This is a genomic window from Chryseobacterium sp. ZHDP1 (assembly GCF_018603435.1).
Classification (GTDB): domain Bacteria; phylum Bacteroidota; class Bacteroidia; order Flavobacteriales; family Weeksellaceae; genus Chryseobacterium; species Chryseobacterium indicum.
Window position 1 is genome coordinate 74,232 of sequence record NZ_CP075682.1, and the last position, 17,312, is coordinate 91,543.

The 17,312-nt window shown below is 35.9% G+C and carries 15 protein-coding genes; 10 read left to right on the forward strand and 5 right to left on the reverse strand.

What is annotated here, in order from left to right:
- Positions 1–72 precede the first annotated feature (72 nt).
- The 4 genes from mltG to pnuC all read right to left on the reverse strand — a co-directional run bounded on the left by mltG (position 73) and on the right by pnuC (position 3,305).
- A complete protein-coding gene (mltG, locus tag KKI44_RS00335; protein ID WP_214589321.1) occupies positions 73–1,098 on the reverse strand; it encodes an endolytic transglycosylase MltG in 1,026 nt (341 codons plus the stop codon).
- 28 nt (positions 1,099–1,126) lie between these two features.
- The gene (gene dapF / locus KKI44_RS00340; protein WP_214589322.1) at positions 1,127–1,894 is read right to left on the reverse strand and encodes a diaminopimelate epimerase; all 768 of its coding nucleotides are present in this window, start codon (positions 1,892–1,894) and stop codon (positions 1,127–1,129) included.
- Positions 1,895–2,002: 108 nt separating this feature from the next.
- Positions 2,003–2,629, reverse strand: coding sequence for a hypothetical protein (locus tag KKI44_RS00345; protein WP_250902122.1), 627 nt, complete (start codon positions 2,627–2,629; stop codon positions 2,003–2,005).
- 4 nt (positions 2,630–2,633) lie between these two features.
- A complete protein-coding gene (pnuC, locus tag KKI44_RS00350; RefSeq protein WP_214589323.1) occupies positions 2,634–3,305 on the reverse strand; it encodes a nicotinamide riboside transporter PnuC in 672 nt (223 codons plus the stop codon).
- Between the two features lie 165 nt (positions 3,306–3,470).
- Between pnuC and KKI44_RS00355 the strand changes: the two genes are divergently transcribed.
- From KKI44_RS00355 to hemN, 3 genes are all read left to right on the forward strand, one after another.
- Positions 3,471–4,988: an APC family permease gene (locus KKI44_RS00355; protein ID WP_214589324.1), complete on the forward strand. Its 1,518-nt coding sequence runs from the start codon at positions 3,471–3,473 to the stop codon at positions 4,986–4,988.
- A gap of 61 nt (positions 4,989–5,049) precedes the next feature.
- Complete coding sequence (locus tag KKI44_RS00360; protein ID WP_214589325.1) at positions 5,050–6,063, forward strand: WD40/YVTN/BNR-like repeat-containing protein; 1,014 nt, start codon at positions 5,050–5,052, stop codon at positions 6,061–6,063.
- Between the two features lie 421 nt (positions 6,064–6,484).
- On the forward strand, positions 6,485–7,843 hold the full coding sequence (gene hemN / locus KKI44_RS00365; RefSeq protein WP_076393548.1) for an oxygen-independent coproporphyrinogen III oxidase: 1,359 nt from the start codon (positions 6,485–6,487) through the stop codon (positions 7,841–7,843).
- Between the two features lie 66 nt (positions 7,844–7,909).
- Here the strand turns inward: hemN and KKI44_RS00370 are convergent, their stop codons facing one another.
- On the reverse strand, positions 7,910–9,274 hold the full coding sequence (locus KKI44_RS00370) for a PQQ-dependent sugar dehydrogenase (RefSeq protein WP_214589326.1): 1,365 nt from the start codon (positions 9,272–9,274) through the stop codon (positions 7,910–7,912).
- A 215-nt stretch (positions 9,275–9,489) separates the two neighbouring features.
- Between KKI44_RS00370 and secD the strand changes: the two genes are divergently transcribed.
- The 7 genes from secD to KKI44_RS00405 all read left to right on the forward strand — a co-directional run bounded on the left by secD (position 9,490) and on the right by KKI44_RS00405 (position 17,308).
- A complete protein-coding gene (secD, locus tag KKI44_RS00375) occupies positions 9,490–12,402 on the forward strand; it encodes a protein translocase subunit SecD (RefSeq protein WP_214589327.1) in 2,913 nt (970 codons plus the stop codon).
- A 356-nt stretch (positions 12,403–12,758) separates the two neighbouring features.
- Positions 12,759–13,991 carry a TCR/Tet family MFS transporter gene (locus tag KKI44_RS00380; protein WP_214589328.1) on the forward strand — a complete coding sequence of 411 codons (1,233 nt, stop codon included), beginning with the start codon at positions 12,759–12,761 and terminating at the stop codon, positions 13,989–13,991.
- A gap of 187 nt (positions 13,992–14,178) precedes the next feature.
- Entirely contained in the window at positions 14,179–14,523 is a 345-nt protein-coding gene (locus KKI44_RS00385) for a twin-arginine translocase TatA/TatE family subunit (RefSeq protein ID WP_214589329.1), read from the forward strand.
- 1 nt (position 14,524) lies between these two features.
- A complete protein-coding gene (locus tag KKI44_RS00390) occupies positions 14,525–15,091 on the forward strand; it encodes a phosphatase PAP2 family protein (protein ID WP_214589330.1) in 567 nt (188 codons plus the stop codon).
- The gene (locus tag KKI44_RS00395; protein WP_214589331.1) at positions 15,088–15,903 is read left to right on the forward strand and encodes a tetratricopeptide repeat protein; all 816 of its coding nucleotides are present in this window, start codon (positions 15,088–15,090) and stop codon (positions 15,901–15,903) included. Before KKI44_RS00390 ends, KKI44_RS00395 begins: the two co-directional genes overlap by 4 nt.
- 456 nt (positions 15,904–16,359) lie before the next feature.
- Positions 16,360–16,818, forward strand: a complete 459-nt coding sequence (locus KKI44_RS00400) for a tRNA (cytidine(34)-2'-O)-methyltransferase (RefSeq protein WP_214589332.1) — start codon at positions 16,360–16,362, stop codon at positions 16,816–16,818.
- Between the two features lie 52 nt (positions 16,819–16,870).
- Complete coding sequence (locus KKI44_RS00405; protein ID WP_214589333.1) at positions 16,871–17,308, forward strand: hypothetical protein; 438 nt, start codon at positions 16,871–16,873, stop codon at positions 17,306–17,308.
- Positions 17,309–17,312 lie beyond the last annotated feature (4 nt).

Genomic DNA, 17,312 nt, shown 5'->3' on the forward strand with positions numbered 1-17,312 from the left:
TTGTAAGGTATATGTCGGACTAAAAAGCCAAATGTTAGTTATAGAATTGTTAAAAAAAAGTTAATATGATTATTATTTTATATTTTTTGAATTCAGCCAGTCCTGATAAGCTTTAGCATTAACTGCGTGTTCTTCTGCATTTGCTGTAAATTTGTGGTATCCGAATCTCGTAGGATCAGCACACATAAAAATATAATCGTTCTTTTCTGCATTCAGCACGGCATCCACAGAATTTTTATCTACTACACAAATAGGTCCCGGAGGAATTCCTTTATTAGCATACGTGTTGTATGGCGATGGAGTAGAAAGATGCTTATAAAAAACCCTTTTGATCTGCTCCTTAAAATTTGTCTGTTTATTGATTGCATAAATTACTGTGGGATCAGACTGAAGCTTCATCCCTTTTTTATAGCGGTTAAGATATAATCCTGCAATCGTTTTCTGTTCGTCCTTTTTTCCTCCCGATTCCTTGTATACAATAGAAGCCAAAGCATAAATCTGGTCTCTCGTTAAACCGGATTGCTGTTCTTTAGACTTTCTTTCGCTGTTCCAGAATTCATTGTACTGATCATCAAATTTTTTGAAAAATTCTTTCGGAGTTACAGTCCAGAAAAAATTGTACGTATCTATAAAGAAATACTTTTTTAAATCTTCCGCATTGTTATATCCTTTTTCGGCAGCAATTGAATTGAATTCATTCACAAATTGTAAAGAATCAAGTTCTGTTTTTTTGGTTACTTTTCCAATCATCTGATAAACATCCCCAAAATCACCAATTCTGAAACTGTTTTCACTCTGATTTCCTGCTTTAATCATATTAACCAGATTCGCATTTCCCAGACCTTTCTGAAAATGATAACGTCCCGGTTTGAAATACTTGTCGAGATCCTTTTCTTTCGCAACGGCTTCAAAAGCTTCTTTATTATCGACATATTTCGCCGCAGAATCAAGGATTTGTTTAAAATTTGCCTGATGAGGAATCAAAACATATCCGTCTTTTTCTATGTTATTACCGTAATATTTTCTATAAAATTTAAATCCAAAAAATCCTCCTGCTACAAAAACAAGCAGGATGATGATAAGAATAGCTTTCTTCATTTAAATGGTGATTAAAAGTTTTATTTTTTTAAATAAGGTCTATTTTACCTCTAAAAACCTGCTTTGCAGGACCTTCGAGCCAGATGTTCTGAAAAGTGTCTCCGTTTTTTTCAGCATATACTTTCAGATTTCCGCCCAAAGTTTTAACTTTTACAGAGATTAGATGGTTATTTTGAAGAAAAGTTAAAGCCGAAGCCGTAACTCCCGTTCCGCAACTGTAGGTTTCATCCTCAACCCCTCGTTCATAGGTTCTTACAAAAATCTCATCATCAGAAATTTTTTCCATAAAATTCACGTTGATGCCTTTTTCCTTATAATTTTCAGAATTTCTGATGCCGTTTCCTTCTGCAAAAACGTTGTAATTAACGATATCTTCTACATATTTCACATAGTGTGGCGAACCAGTATCCATCACCGTATCCTCTCCGTCATTGGAAATGGTAGTAACATCGCTCATTTTTAATTTTACGATTCCGTTGTGGATTTCGGCAATATGTTCTCCGTCAATAGCCGTGAATTTACAACTGCCTTCAAAAATATCAAGGAAAAAAGCAAAAGCTACAGAACATCTCGCTCCGTTTCCGCAAAAGCTCTTAGAACCGTCTGAGTTGTAATAATCAACTTCAAAATCATATCCTTTCGCTGTGTTTATTTTGATAAGTCCGTCTGCACCGATCCCGAAACGGCGGTCACAAAGCTTCTGAATATTTTCAATGGAAAGATCATCCCATTCTCCGGAACGATTGTCTATCATTACAAAATCGTTTCCTGTACCCTGATATTTATAAAATTCCATATTTATTTCTTAATAGAATGTTTGTTTTAAAAATTGAAACTGCAAAATTACTATAATTAAAACGAAAACGAACAGTGTTAGCTGTCCGTTTCCTTATTTATAATGGTTTTATCTGAATCCGCCTCCGCTTCTCGTTGGCTGAGGAGAAGTTTGCTGCGGTTGAGGAGTCGAAGTTCCCGAACTGTTTCTGAATCCTCCGCTGTTTGAATTCATATTGCTTCCGGAATTATTTCTGAACCCGCTGTTTGAATTACCGTTACCGGAATTGTTTCTGAATCCGCCGTTATTCTGAGGCTGTGGCGATACCGTATTCTGTTGTTGATTTCTGAATCCGTTATTCGGTCTCTGGTTCGTGTTTTGTCCGTTGTTCGGTCTGAAGCTTCCGTTTGAAGTTCCGTCATTTACACCGCCTCTGAAGCCATTGTTTGGTCTTGCGGAAGTCGTTCCGTTTGATCCTGATCTTCTTTCAACATAAACTTTTCTTCTGGAATTATTATAGTTCTGGTAATAATACGGCATCCCGTTATCATAATAATATGTGTAGTCGTTTCTGTAATAATATCCGTCATTTCCCCAATATCCGCCGTTTCCGTAATATCCCTGAGGCGCATAGTAATATCCGTTATCATAATAAGGATCTCCATAATTGTTGGCATATGGATCCGAATATATCGCACAAGAGGTTAAACTTGCCATTGTAATTAAGCTGAACGCTATTTTAAATAAATTTTTCATGTTTTTAATTGTACTTTTTTTCTTTATAACTTTTTTTCCAACTGGCGTATCCCTGGATCGCCATAATAGTAAATACCAAATATTGAACCGAAGTGATTCCGAGTTCCTTATAAATCATCATCGGAATGCAGATAAAGTCTCCGATGATCCAGAAAATCCAGTTCTCTATGCGTCTTTTCGCCATAAACCACATCCCCACAAGAAAAATAGAAGTTGTAATGACATCCAGCCAGTTTCCCCAGTCTAAATGATACAAACCTAAATCTACACCTTTCATAGAAAAATGATTATCAATATAAGGTTTGAAATAGTATACTACAGTTACCAGAACCAAGCTTAATACAAAAAGTAAAATTCCGTACAGCCATTCTTTTTTGGATGCCCAGCTTACTTCCACATGAACATGATCCTGCGAACTTTTTCCCCAAAGAATCCATCCGTAAATGCTCATTATGGTGTAATAAACATTAATCATACAGTCTCCGAGCAACCCGAAATTGAAAAGAATATACACATAAATTAAAGTTGAAACAATTCCTGTAGGATAAACCCAGATATTTTTTTTTATGGAAAAATAAACACTTAAAATTCCGAATACCGTAGCGGATGCTTCCAGCAGAATCTGCGTGGCAGAGTAGGTTTCATAGGGTTTTAAGAAAAGATCGTATACATTCATGCGGTCAAAAATAAGTAAAAAAACACTTACTTTGCAATGATTTAAATATTATGAAAATCAGAATTTTAAGTTTCAGAATATAAAATTAACACGGAAAAATTATTAATAAACGTTAATGTTTCTAAATTTTTTATATTTTCGTAAATCTTTAATAAATAATAAAATATGTCTAAAATTTGGACCAAAAAACCGATGAGTGCTTTCGAAAATGATATGAAAAGCAGTCAGCTCAAAAGAGTACTCGGTAAATGGAGTCTTACAGCTATCGGAATCGGGGCTATTATTGGTGGAGGAATTTTCGTACTTACAGGAACCGGAGCGTATTATCATGCCGGACCTGCATTGGCTCTTTCCTTCATTATTGCCGGAATTGCTTGTGTATTTGCAGCATTGTGTTACTCAGAATTTGCATCTATCCTGCCTGTTGAAGGTTCAGCGTATGCCTATGCGTACGGAACTGTGGGAGAAATATTTGCATGGATCATCGGTTGGGGGCTCATCCTTGAGTATGCGATGGGATCTATGACAGTAGCCGTTTCCTGGTCGGGATATTTTAATAAGTTGTTAAAAATGTTCGGTCTTCATCTTCCGGATTATCTTACTTCAGATCCTGCAAGTTATACTGGAGAAGGTTTTTCGATGAATTTACCGGCTTTTCTTATCGTAATTTTTGTAATTTCTATTCTTATCAAAGGAACTAAAGAAGCTGCAAAAGCGAACAATCTTATCGTAATCATGAAGGTTTCTGCGGTTCTTTTTGTCATTATTGCAGGAGCATTCTTCATTAATGCAGATAACTGGGATCCTTTCATTCCTGCTGCTAAAATGGTTCACGAAGGTGAAAATGTAAAGGAAGCGTATGGTATTCAGGGAGTTATTTCCGGAGCGGCGGCAATTTTCTTTGCGTATGTAGGTTTCGATGCCGTTTCTACACAGGCGGGAGAAGCGATCAATCCGAAAAAAGATGTTCCGTTTGCGATCATTGTTTCACTTTTGGTTTGTACAGGATTATATATTTTGGTATCTCTTGTTTTAACAGGAATGATGCACTATTCAGACTTTGATCCTCATGGAAATTATCCGGATGCAATTAAAGCACCTGTAGCGTATGCATTTGAAATCGCAGGACAGGGTTGGGCTGGATACATCATCACGATTGCAGCAACTGTAGGTTTAATTTCCGTATTGATGGTAATGATTATGGGACAATCCAGAATTTTCTTAGGAATGTCTAAAGATGGTCTTATCCCTAAAATGTTCAGCGATGTTCATCCGGTAAGAAAAACACCGGCTAAAAGTTTAATGCTTTTAGGAATCATCATTGCTACCGTAGCAGCATTTACACCAATTAGTAAACTGGCAGATATGACGAGTTTCGGTACTTTATTCGCATTTACAATGGTTTGCGTAGCGGTTTGGATCTTAAGAAAAAAAGAACCGAATATGCCAAGAACATTTAAAGTTCCTGCACTTCCTATAATCGCAACATTAGGAATCTGCATCAACCTTTATCTGATCTGGAACTTAAGCCACGAAGCAAAATACCTTTCTATGGGTTGGTTAGCGCTTGGTGTAGTCATTTACTTTACCTATAGTTTAAGAAACAGTAAACTTCACAAAGTGGGTTATGGCGAAACGTTCAAAGCAGAGCAGGAGCCGTTAGAAAAACCTGATTTAGATTAAAATTTTATAAATAGATCAAATAAAATCCACAGAATTCTGTGGATTTTTTATTTTTGTGAATATGAAAAAGCTTTTACCATTTTTACTGTCATTCTCCGGGATTTTTACATTTTCTCAACAGATCGAAAGTTCAAAGATTATTTTAAACGATAAAATCAGCATCAGAGCTATTGAAATCTACGATAACAAAGTCTGGTATAGCGGAACGGACTCCAAATTTGGTTTTGTTGATTTAAAGAATTCAAAAAATCAAAAACAGATCAGGCTGTCTGAAAAGAAATTACAGTTTAGAACATTGGGACAGGATAAAAAATCGTTTTATGCCATTAATATTGAAAGTCCTGCTGAATTTTTTAAGATTGATAAAAAAAGCTTGAAATATGAAGTGGTTTTTAGAGATACTGTGAAAACGGCTTTTTATGATGCGCTTCATTTTGTGAATGATAAACTGGCTTATACCTTCAGTGATGCAGATAAGGACAGTAAATTAAAACTTGCCAAATTTGATAACGGAAAGTGGGCTATGCTTAAAAATGATGTTGTATTAAATGAAGGAGAAGCAGCTTTTGCGGCGAGCAATACCAATATTTCATCCACCAAAAATTATTTATGGATTGCGACAGGAGGAAAAGCTTCAAGAATTTTAAAATTTAATTTTAAGAATAATCAGTTTAAAATTTTTAATACTCCCATTATTCAGGGAGAATCTTCTCAGGGAATCTACTCCATCGATTTCTTAGACGATACATTCGGGATCGCGGTTGGCGGAGATTACAAAAAACAGGAAGCCAATATCAACAATATCGCCACAACCAATGACGGCGGCGAAACATGGCAAATTCAGGCTTCCGGACAAAATGCAGGATACACAACCTGTGTGAAGATAAAACCAAATTCCAAAGGAAAAGAGATTATTTCTGTGGGAGATCAACATATCAGTTATTCTTCTGATTTCGGAAAAACGTGGAAGAAAATTTCGGAGGAGAAAGGTTTTTTTGTTTGTCAGTGGATCAATGAAAGTACTGTTGTTTTTGCAGGAAATGGTAAAATTTCTGTCATGAAATTGAAATTCTGAATCTAAAGAATAGAATTTAACTTCAGAAATTCCAAAAACGATTATTTTTTTGAACTTATCTTTGATGTTTTTATATGGAGTCTGTTTAAACTTTTTATTTAACCGCAAAAGATATAAAAGATAACTAAACTTTTATTTAAAGCTGACAATTATAAATGAAAAAGTTCACAATAGTTTTTAAAATCTTTGATTTTTATTCTTTTGAGCACTTTGAATATTCTGATTATGCAGTATGATGTCTTTTGCCACTTTTGTGGTTAATTCCGAAATTAGATTAAACATATTTAAATTCTGAATATTTAGACTCATTATAAATTTCATAAAAACGACTAATATATTTCATGATACAAAATTCATCAGATATAGTTAATTTTGCATTGTGAGACCAGATATTGGTTCACCTTAAAATTGTAAACAGAAAATGAATTCTTTAATCGATAAATATAATATTCCCGGACCTCGTTACACTTCTTATCCTACCGTTCCTTATTGGGATGAAAATTCTTTCACTCCGGAATTGTGGAAGCAGAGTGTCATCCGAACATTCAAGGAAAGTAATGCAGAAGAGGGGATTTCCATATACATTCACCTTCCTTTTTGCGAGGCTTTATGTACGTTTTGCGCGTGTCACAAAAGGATCACAAAACAACACAGCGTTGAAATTCCTTATCTTGAAAGTGTTTTAAAAGAATGGCAGCTTTATCTTAAACTGTTTAATGAAAAACCAAAACTGAAGGAATTGCATTTGGGAGGCGGAACTCCCACTTTTTTCTCTCCGAAAAACTTAAAAACCTTACTGGAAGGAATTTTTGAAACCGTAGAAATTGCCGAACATCAGGAATTTTCTTTTGAAGGGCATCCGAATAATACCACGAAAGAACATCTTCAGACTTTATACGATTTAGGCTTCAGAAGGGTAAGTTTTGGCGTTCAGGATTACGATCCGAAAGTGCAGAAAGCGATCAACAGAATTCAATCTTTCGAAAAAGTAAGAGAAGTAACGGAGTGGGCGAAAGAAATCGGTTACAGAGGAATCAGTCATGATTTGGTTTTTGGACTTCCTCATCAGACTTGGGAAGCTATGGAAAGCACCATCCGCAAAACGATGGAATTAAAACCGGATCGATTGGCATTTTATTCTTACGCGCACGTTCCGTGGGTGAAAGGTGTCGGACAAAGAGGTTTTGATGAAAACGATTTGCCAAGTGGTGAAGAAAAACGCCGTTTGTACGAAGACGGTAAAAAATTACTGGAAGAATTAGGCTATATCGAAGTCGGAATGGATCATTTTTCTCTGGAACATGACGATTTGTACCAATCTCTGATTCAGAAGAAATTACACAGGAATTTCATGGGTTATACTTCAAGTAAAACTCAGTTAATGGTTGGTTTGGGAATGTCTGCTATTTCAGATTCATGGTATGCTTTTGCCCAGAATATAAAAACCGTGGAAGAATACCAGAAAATGGTGGAAGAAGGAGAAATTCCTGTCGTGAAAGGTCATATTCTGAATGATGAAGATCTTACGGTAAGAAGACATATTCTGAACCTGATGTGTCAGTTGGAAACCACTTTTGACATCAATAATTCTTTTCCGGAGCTTGAAAATGCATTTGAGATGCTGAAAGAAATGGAAAATGATGAGTTGGTGGAAATTAACGGTCATCATATCCAGATTACAGAAAAAGGAAGAGCCTTTACGAGAAATGTAGCAATGGTTTTTGATCTCAGAATGATGAGAAACAAACCGGAAACGAGAATTTTCTCGATGACGATATAATATTTTTTAAATAAATCAAAAAGCCTCAGTCCATTTTTGAAGTGAGGCTTTTTAGCTGTCTGAAATTTATTTAATTATTATTTTTTTGCTGTAAGATTTTTCATTTCCTGAATTTAAGTTGATAAAATAAACTCCTGCAGGAATCCCCGAAATATTGACGCTGTTGTCACTTTCAATTTTTCCCTGTTCTAAAACCTTTCTTCCTTCAAAACTGATGATTTCAACTGTTGTGTTTTTATCTTTTACACCCTCGATGAAAACCTTTTTCGAAGCAGGATTAGGGTAAACCTTGATTTGGTTTGAAAGGTCATTTTCCTGAACTCCCAAAGTGGTAGTCGTAATTCTGAAAATCTTACCGCTAGTAACAGCAGCTACAAAAAGCTCATTCTGATTATTCACGCCGAATGTTGAAAAATTATTGCCTGAAAAAGCAGAAGTCCACGTGATCGAATCATCGGAATTCAGACTGCCGATCTGCGTGGAGCAGTAATCTGCAAAAAAATATCTTCCCTGTAGCGCCGGAAACTGTGTCCCTCTGTAAACATAACCTCCCGTTATCGAACATTTTCCTCCCGAATGATCATAAGCTGCAACTGGAAAAGTCATTGTTGATTGTGCGGCGCATCCTGTCGTATTGTAGGTATTGTTGCCTTCGTAACACCGCCATCCGTAATTAATTCCTGCCTGTGTTAAAGGCATTCTGTTGATTTCTTCAATTTGTCCCTGTCCCACATCCGCAATCATTACATTACCTGAAACGGTATCAAAATTAAACTTCCATGCATTTCTTAATCCGTAAGCCCAGACTTCATCGGCTCCGTCAATTCCTACAAAAGGATTTCCGGTAGGGATATTGTAGGCTCCTGTGGAATTAATATCCAACCTCAGTAATTTACCCAAGAGAGAATTTTTATTCTGGGCATTATTATTTGGATCGCCGCCGCTTCCGCCATCGCCTGTAACGATCCACAAATATCCGTCCGGTGCAAAATGAATACTTCCGCCATTATGGTTATCAAAAGGTTTAGGTAGATTCAGAATAATTTTTTCACTTGCAGGATCGGCAACATCAGGATCGGTGGAACTTCTGGTATATCTGGCTACGGTAATATTTCCGCTGGTATCATTGTAATACACAAAAAAATACCCGTTTGAAGGGTATTGCGGGTGAAAGGCCAGTCCGAGAAGTCCTCTTTCGCCTCCGTAAGTGATTTTTGAGCTGATGTTTAAAAAATTAGCAGAATTTACTGTTCCGTCCGATTGTAAGATTTTAATGATTCCGTTTTGCTGAACAACAAACATCCGGCTGTCGTTCGCGTGGGCAATTTCTACGGGTGCCGTAAACCCGGTCGCAAATTCTTCCAGAGTAATGCTTTGGGCATTCAGGATGAGAGAAGAAAAAATACCTGCGTAAAAAAGTAGTTTTTTCATAATATTTTGATATTTAGTGTATTAAATCTGAATGAAAATTCCATACCAATGAACCATTGAAAAATTCATTAAAATACCACGAAATAATTATTAAATCTTAAATGAAAATAAGAATGCCGATATATCTGAAAATAAACGATTTCTGTTGTTAAAAATTCATAAAATACAAGAAAATGATTATATTTGCCGACTTAATTTAACGTAGTTATAACAAAATGCAAGGAAAAGGACTTATTACAATTGTTGCTATTGTACTAGGGTTAATTTGCTTAAATGAGCTATTACCAACATGGTACGCCAGCAAAATTGAAAAGCAGGCGACTGCTATTGCAGGAGACAATCCGGAGAAGTATCAGAAAGAAATTGCAAAACTTTCTAAGGATACTCTGAATCTGGGATTCACTAAACTTTATTACACAAAAGCCAAAGACAAGGAAATGAAACTTGGTCTTGACCTTAAAGGGGGGATCAACGTTCTTTTGGAAATCAACCAGAGAGATCTTGTGAATGATCTTACAGGGTATTCTACAAATCCGATCCTTATTGAGGCTTTAAACAAAACAGATGAAGTTCAGAAGAATTCTACAAAAGCTTACATCGACAATTTCTTCGATCAGTTCGATGCAATTAACAAAAACAAGGGTACAAACCTGAAGTTGGCAGATCCGGAACTTTTCGGAAATACAACGCTTACTGAAGTGAAGTACAACACGCCTGATGATCAGGTAAAAGCAATTGTTAAAAGAAAGATCGATGCATCTGTAGGAACCGCTTTTGAGGTAATCAGAACCAGAATTGATAAGCTTGGAGCCATCCAGCCGAACGTTCAGAGAGTTCCGGGAACTGCAAGGATTTCTGTTGAAATGCCGGGGATGAAGGATATCGATAAAGTAAAGAAAATGCTTCAGACTTCTGCAAAACTTCAGTTCTGGGAAGTACAGCAATCTCCTGAGGTTTATCCTTATTTCCAGACATTAGCTACCATGATCGCTGCAAAAGGAGATTCTATGGGAGTTGCAAAAAATGTAAACTTGATGAATATCTTGCAGGGTGGAAAATCTATGAGCCAAAGTGCTGTAGGAAGCGTAAAATTGTCTGATACCGCTGTTGTAAACAAAATTTTAAACAGCAAAGTTGCACAGTCTTTACGTCCTGCAAACATTAAATATACCCAGTTTATGTGGGGATATAAGCCGGAAGCTTCCGATGCTGAAAGCTTAGTATTATATGCCATCAGAGGAAATATCAACCAGAAAGCTCCGGTAGATGGTGCTGTAGAAAGTGCAAACATCGGCTATGATGAGTTGAGCAGAGTAGTGGTAGATATGCAGATGGATTCTAAAGGAGCTAAAGAATGGAAAACATTAACAGAGAAAAACGTTGGAAAACCTGTTGCTGTAACACTTGATGGCAGAGTTTACACTGCGCCGAACGTTGTAGGTGCTATTCCAAATGGTAGAACTCAGATTTCTGGGAACTTCTCTCAGGAGGAAGCAAAAGAACTGGTTGACGTTTTAGGAGCGGGTAAATTACCGGCAGGAGCAAAAGTAGTTCAGGCTACGGTTGTTGGTCCGTCTTTAGGTCAGGAATCGATTGATGCAGGGTTAATGTCGTTCATGATTGCCTTTGCGATTATTATCGTTTACATCATTTTCTACTACGGTGGAGCAGGTGTTTATGCAGTAATTGCCATGATCATCAACTTATTCTATATTTTCGGTATTATGGATTCGGGCGACTTTACGCTTACGCTTCCGGGTATCGCGGGTATCGTTTTAACAATGGCAGTTGCTGTTGATACAAACGTTATCATTTACGAAAGAACAAAAGAAGAATTATTCGCAGGAAAAAGTATTCTTGAAGCATATAAAGATGGTTTCAAACACGCATTGAATGCGATTATCGATGGTCACACAACTACATTCTTAACGGCTGTTGTATTGTTCTTCTTCGGAACAGGACCTATCAAAGGTTTTGCATTGACCTTGATGATCGGGGTTGCAATGACCTTATTCACGTCCGTATTGCTTTCAAGAGTAATGATCTTCTCAAGGCTGTCTAAAGGAAAAGGACTTTCTGTATGGACTCCGGCAACGAAAAATCTATTCAGAAACACATGGATCGATTTTATCGGGAAAAGAAAATATGCATACATTTTCTCAGCTGTTTTAACGATTGCTTGTATCATTTCAATTGCAACACACGGTTTCAAATACGGTATCGACTTTACAGGTGGTAGAAACTATGTGGTAAGATTTGATAAAGATGTAAAAGCGGAAGATGTTGAAGACAAATTAGTCGCTTTATTCAAAACGGAAGACGGTAAAAACTCTTCTGTTGAAGCTAAAACTTTCGGAAGCAACAACCAGGTAAAGATCTCTACAGATTACCTTATCGAAGACGAATCTTTAAAAGCAGATCAGGTAATTGAGCAAAAATTATATGAAGGTTTAAAATCAAACTTACCTGCAGGAACAACGTTGAAAGATTTCAAATCTGCAGATAAAGAGCATGCAGGAATTATTTCTTCTGAGAAAGTTGGACCTTCTGTAGCTGATGATATTCAGACTCACGGTATCTACGCTGTTTTAGGAGCTTTAGGAATTATCTTTATCTACATTTTACTAAGATTCAGAAAATGGCAGTTCTCTTTGGGTGCGGTTGCTGCATTATTCCACGATGCGATCATTATTTTGGGATCATATTCATTGCTTCACAAGTATATGCCTTTCAATATGGAGATCAATCAGGACTTCATTGCTGCGATTCTTACTGTACTGGGTTATTCAATTAACGATACCGTAATTATTTTCGACAGAATCAGAGAATATTTAAGAGAGAAGAAATCATTAACATTAGCAGGATTATTTGATGATTCTATTTCAAGTACTTTGGGTAGAACATTCAACACCTCATTTACAACAATTCTTGTAATTCTGGCAATCTTCATTTTCGGTGGAGATAATCTTAGAGGATTTATGTTTGCCATGTTAATCGGTATTGGTTTCGGTACGTATTCATCCATCTTCGTGGCATCCGCAATTGCCTACGACTTCCTGAAAACAGGAAAAGAAGATGAAGTACATGGTAAATCAACAACCAACAAAGAAGTACTTGCTTCAAAATAACTTATACTACAATAAATAAGAATAAAAGTCTTCCGATTTCGGGAGGCTTTTTTTGTGGATATTGAAAACTTCTCCTTAGAATTTTTATTCTTTTAAATTCTTTATTTAATCAGGAGTTATTTCCTGCTTTCCGCACTCGCTATTTTATAGTTTTGGCTTTGGGGGCGCGGCGAAGCCGCGCCCCCAAAGCCAAAACTAAAAAATGAGCTCACACAAATGCTGCAATCAGGACTAGGGTTGCAGTCGGAAAAATTCCTGTCACACAAAAACATGAAATCTCCAATTACAACAACAAATAGTATTCAATAAATAATTAATATCATTTGAAATCATTATTTTTCTAATTTTGCAGGTGTATGGAAAACTCTAGAAAAAAAGCAGCAATCGGCTTCATTTTTATTACATTGCTGATTGATATTACGGGGTGGGGAATCATCATTCCGGTGGTTCCGAAGCTTATTGAAGAACTTATTCATAGTAACATAAGTGAGGCAGCAAAATATGGAGGCTGGCTTGGTTTTGCGTATGCGTTTACGCAATTTATTTTCTCTCCGATTGTAGGAAATCTCAGTGATAAATTCGGGCGCAGACCCATTATTCTGATCTCGCTTTTCGGTTTTTCAATAGACTACATCTTTTTGGCTTTGGCTCCTTCCATTGTCTGGCTGTTTTTAGGCCGCGTTATTGCGGGAATTACAGGCGCAAGTGTAACTACGGCGAGTGCTTATATCGCGGATATTTCTACAGATGAAGACCGTGCAAAAAACTTCGGACTCATTGGAGCTGCTTTCGGACTGGGATTCATCATAGGTCCCGTTTTAGGCGGTCTTTTGGGAGAATATGGTTCCAGAGTTCCTTTTTATGCGGCTGCAGGATTATGTCTGCTAAATTTCCTTTACGGATATTTTATCCTTCCCGAAAGTTTAGATAGAGATAAAAGAAGAGATTTCAACTGGAAAAGAGCAAACCCAGTCGGTTCTTTTAAATTTTTAGGAAAACATCCCGAAATCTCAGGTTTAATAGTTTCTTTGATCTTAATTTATATCGCAGGACACGCCGTACAAAGCAACTGGAGCTTCTTCACCATGTATAAATTCAACTGGAATGAAAGAATGGTAGGAATTTCTTTAGGAGTGGTTGGTTTGCTTGTCGGTTTGGTTCAGGGAGGTTTGATCCGATGGACAACGCCCAGACTGGGAGAAGAAAAAAGTATTTATTACGGTCTTGCTTTGTATGCATTCGGGATGCTTCTCTTTGCATTTGCCACACAAGGCTGGATGATGTTTGCATTTTTAGTTCCTTATTGTTTAGGAGGAATCTGCGGACCGGCTTTGCAGTCGGTAATTACGAAAAGTGTTCCTGCTAATGAGCAAGGAGAATTGCAGGGTGCACTAACAAGTCTGATGAGTGCCACTTCAATTATCGGTCCTCCGATGATGACGAATTTATTTTACTTTTTCACCCACGACGAAGCTCCTTTCAAATTTTCGGGTGCGCCTTTTTTCTTAGCTTTCATTTTAATGACGATCAGTGTGATTATTACTTATATTAATTTCAGGAAAAAAAATATCAAAAAAGAAGAACTGTAGCCTACATTTAAAGAAAGAATTATTACATAGTTTCAATAATATAAAACAATGTTTTTGTGATGTAATTGTTTAATTATCTTATATTTACATAGATTTGATTATTTGAATAATTTTTAATACAGCTTAATATTTTATTAAAAGTTAATATTTAACATCCAATTTCGTATATCTTTCGTAATTTTACAGTATGGAATTAAGCATTGGAGAAATGGCACTGATTGCCATAGCAATCGTTGTATTATTCGGACCGGATAAACTTCCTCAGATTGCACGCGACTTGGGTTCGGGTGTAAGAAAAATGCGTGGCGCAGTGGAAGACATCAAAACCGAGATCATGAAAGAAACAGACAATCCTGTTTCTGAGATCAAGCGCGAAATTGAGAAAGTAAAAGATGCTGCAAAAGATTTCAATCCGATGAATGATATTCAGAAAGATATCCTGAACGAACCTCAGACATCTCAGGCATCCAATGAACCTCCAAAACCAAAACCTTCTGAAGACGAAACCTACGAAGGTCCTGTAAGCAGATAGAATGGAGGAGATCATTCAGGAAGATAAAAAAGTCTTTTTGTTTCTCAATAATCTGGGAGACCAATCTTTTGACCAGTTTTGGCAGCTCATTTCCAGTACATGGATCTGGATTCCTCTTTATATTATTTTCTGTTATTTTTTATTCAAAAATTACAAACTAAGATCATTGGTTTTTATATTGATCTTTGTAGGTATTGGTGTAGCGGTTTCGGATCAGCTTGCCGGTGTTTTCAAATATGGCGTTGCCAGATTAAGACCTTGTCATGACCCCACATTAGAACATCACATGAGAATTGTGAAATGTGGCGGACAGTACGGTTTTTACTCTGCTCATGCTTCCAATACATTTTTTCTGGCAACTTATTTAAGTATTTTATTAAAAAAGAATCTTAAATGGTTTCCTTATGTTATATTTGTATGGGCGGCAGTAGTTGCATACAGCCGCATTTATTTAGGAGTGCATTTCCCGATAGATATTTTGGTGGGGGCGTTTGTTGGATCTTTATTGGGAGTGGTTTTCAGTGCGCTCGCAAAAAAAGTAATCAACAAACAAAAAATAACTTCATGAAAAAATCTTTATTCCTTTTAGCAACAGTATTTACTTCATTCAATCTTAACGCACAGGACAAAAAAATAGCTGAAGACTGCTTTCAGAAAGCGGACTATAAATGTGCGGAAGAACAATATTCTAAACTGGCTCAGAGTGAAAGAATCCAGAAATTACAGTCGGAATATTACAACAATTTAGGAACTGCCCAGAGAAGACTTGGCAAAACTTCATTGGCTTTTAAATCTTACGAATCCGCCTTAAAAGCAAATCCTATGTCTGCTGCTGTATACGCCAATTTAGGCTCAATTCACGGACAGAAAGGAAATAAACAGGCAGCAATCTATTATCTTAACAAAGGGCTTCAGATTGAGCCTGAAAACGCAGATATTTACCTTACCCGTTCCAAAGTCTACGAAAGTTTAGGCAAAAAAGATCTTGCCATGAAAGATCTGAACCAGATTCTTACGTTTGCACCCGATAATATTTATGCAAGAACCGGACTCGCAAATCTGAAAAAGAACAGCGGAGATCTTGAAGGTGCTTTAAAAGATTACAACCAGCTTATCTCCGAAAAACCTGAATCTTTACTGTACAGTGGAAGAGGAGACGTTTATTTTAGGCTGAAAAAAAACAAAGAAGCTCTTGCGGACGTTAATAAAGCGATTTCTATAGATCCGAAATTTGCTCAAGCTCATGTGAACAAAGCTCTGATTTTATTTGAAACAGCAAAGCCTAAAGAAGCATGTGCAAGTTTAGATAAAGCAGTAAGCTTAGGATATGAAAAGCCTTTATTGATGGATTATTATTCTAAATGTGAGGTTAAAAAATAAATTTTAATCATTAATAGATTATGCCTCTTTAGCTTAAAAAACTTAATAAAATCAATTTATTGATTTCTTAATTCCTTAATCAAAATCACTCTAACCAGCTTAATTTCTTAATGTTAAATTAAGAAAAAGCTATACAACTTTTATTAGCAATATTTGAAAAGGCTCTAACAACAAAATAGATAGAAATGCAATTGAAACGGATCAGATGATCCGTTTTTATTTTTAAATCTTTAAACTTTTATTTAATCGTGAAACTTTATTTAAAGCTAGTGGCTGCAAATGAAAAAGGTACAGTTTTAAAAAATCTTCGATTTTTATTCTTTTAAATTCTGATTATTGCAGTATAACGGTCTTTTGCAGCTTTTGCGGTTTATTCTAAAATTAGTTTAACAAGTTTTTATATCAATAGCAGAGTTTAGTAAAACTTAATTATTTTTGAACCCTTAAAAATAAGTCATGTTAAACATTGTTCTCGTAGAACCGGAAATACCCAATAACACAGGCAATATTGGGAGATTGTGTGTAGGAACCGAAAGCAGATTACACTTAATTCATCCTTTTGGATTTGTCATTAATGATAAAAATCTGAAACGTTCAGGATTAGATTACTGGGTTCATCTTGATGTTACGGAATACCAGAATGTAGACGAATGGATAATGAATATTCCGGATTTGTCGCGTGTTTTCCTGATGAGTTCACATGCAGAAAAATCGTATCTGGAAACAAAATTTCAGGATGGAGACTGGCTGGTTTTCGGAAAAGAAAGTGTAGGTTTAAGCAAAGATGTGCTTGATCGTTTTGAAAATCATCTTACCATTCCGATGTCTAAATTGATCCGAAGTTTTAATATTGCCAACTCCGTTGCTTTTGTGGTGGGGGAAGCAAAAAGGCAGATTGGTTTAAAAAATGTCTAATATTTTATAAAATTAGAGTCGATATATTCTTATGGAGGATCGAAAAAATTTTTTGATTAGAAAAAGAACTGAAATTATTGTATCCTGTGTAATAATTTTCTTATGTCAATTAGTTCCAACATATGATTTCTATAAAATTGAAAATGATTTAAATAAATTTCGAGCAGCTGAAATTAAAAATATTAAAATAGATACGATAAACTATCTGCATTATAGACCAGGTAATTGGAATTCAAAATATTTGCAAATAGTTTTAAATGATAACAAATCTTATCCATTTATAACCGAAAATTATGAAGATAGAGAAAAAATAAGTTTGGGTGATTATGTTCAGAAAAATAAAAATAGTTCTGAATTATTAATAAATGATAGGGATATTTTTATTTTAAAGGATTTGACAGTGGAAAAAATATTAGAAAGACTATTTATGTTATTAGTTTCTTCTGTTCCTGTTTTAGGAATATTATTTGGCAAAAAAAATACCAAATAAGAAT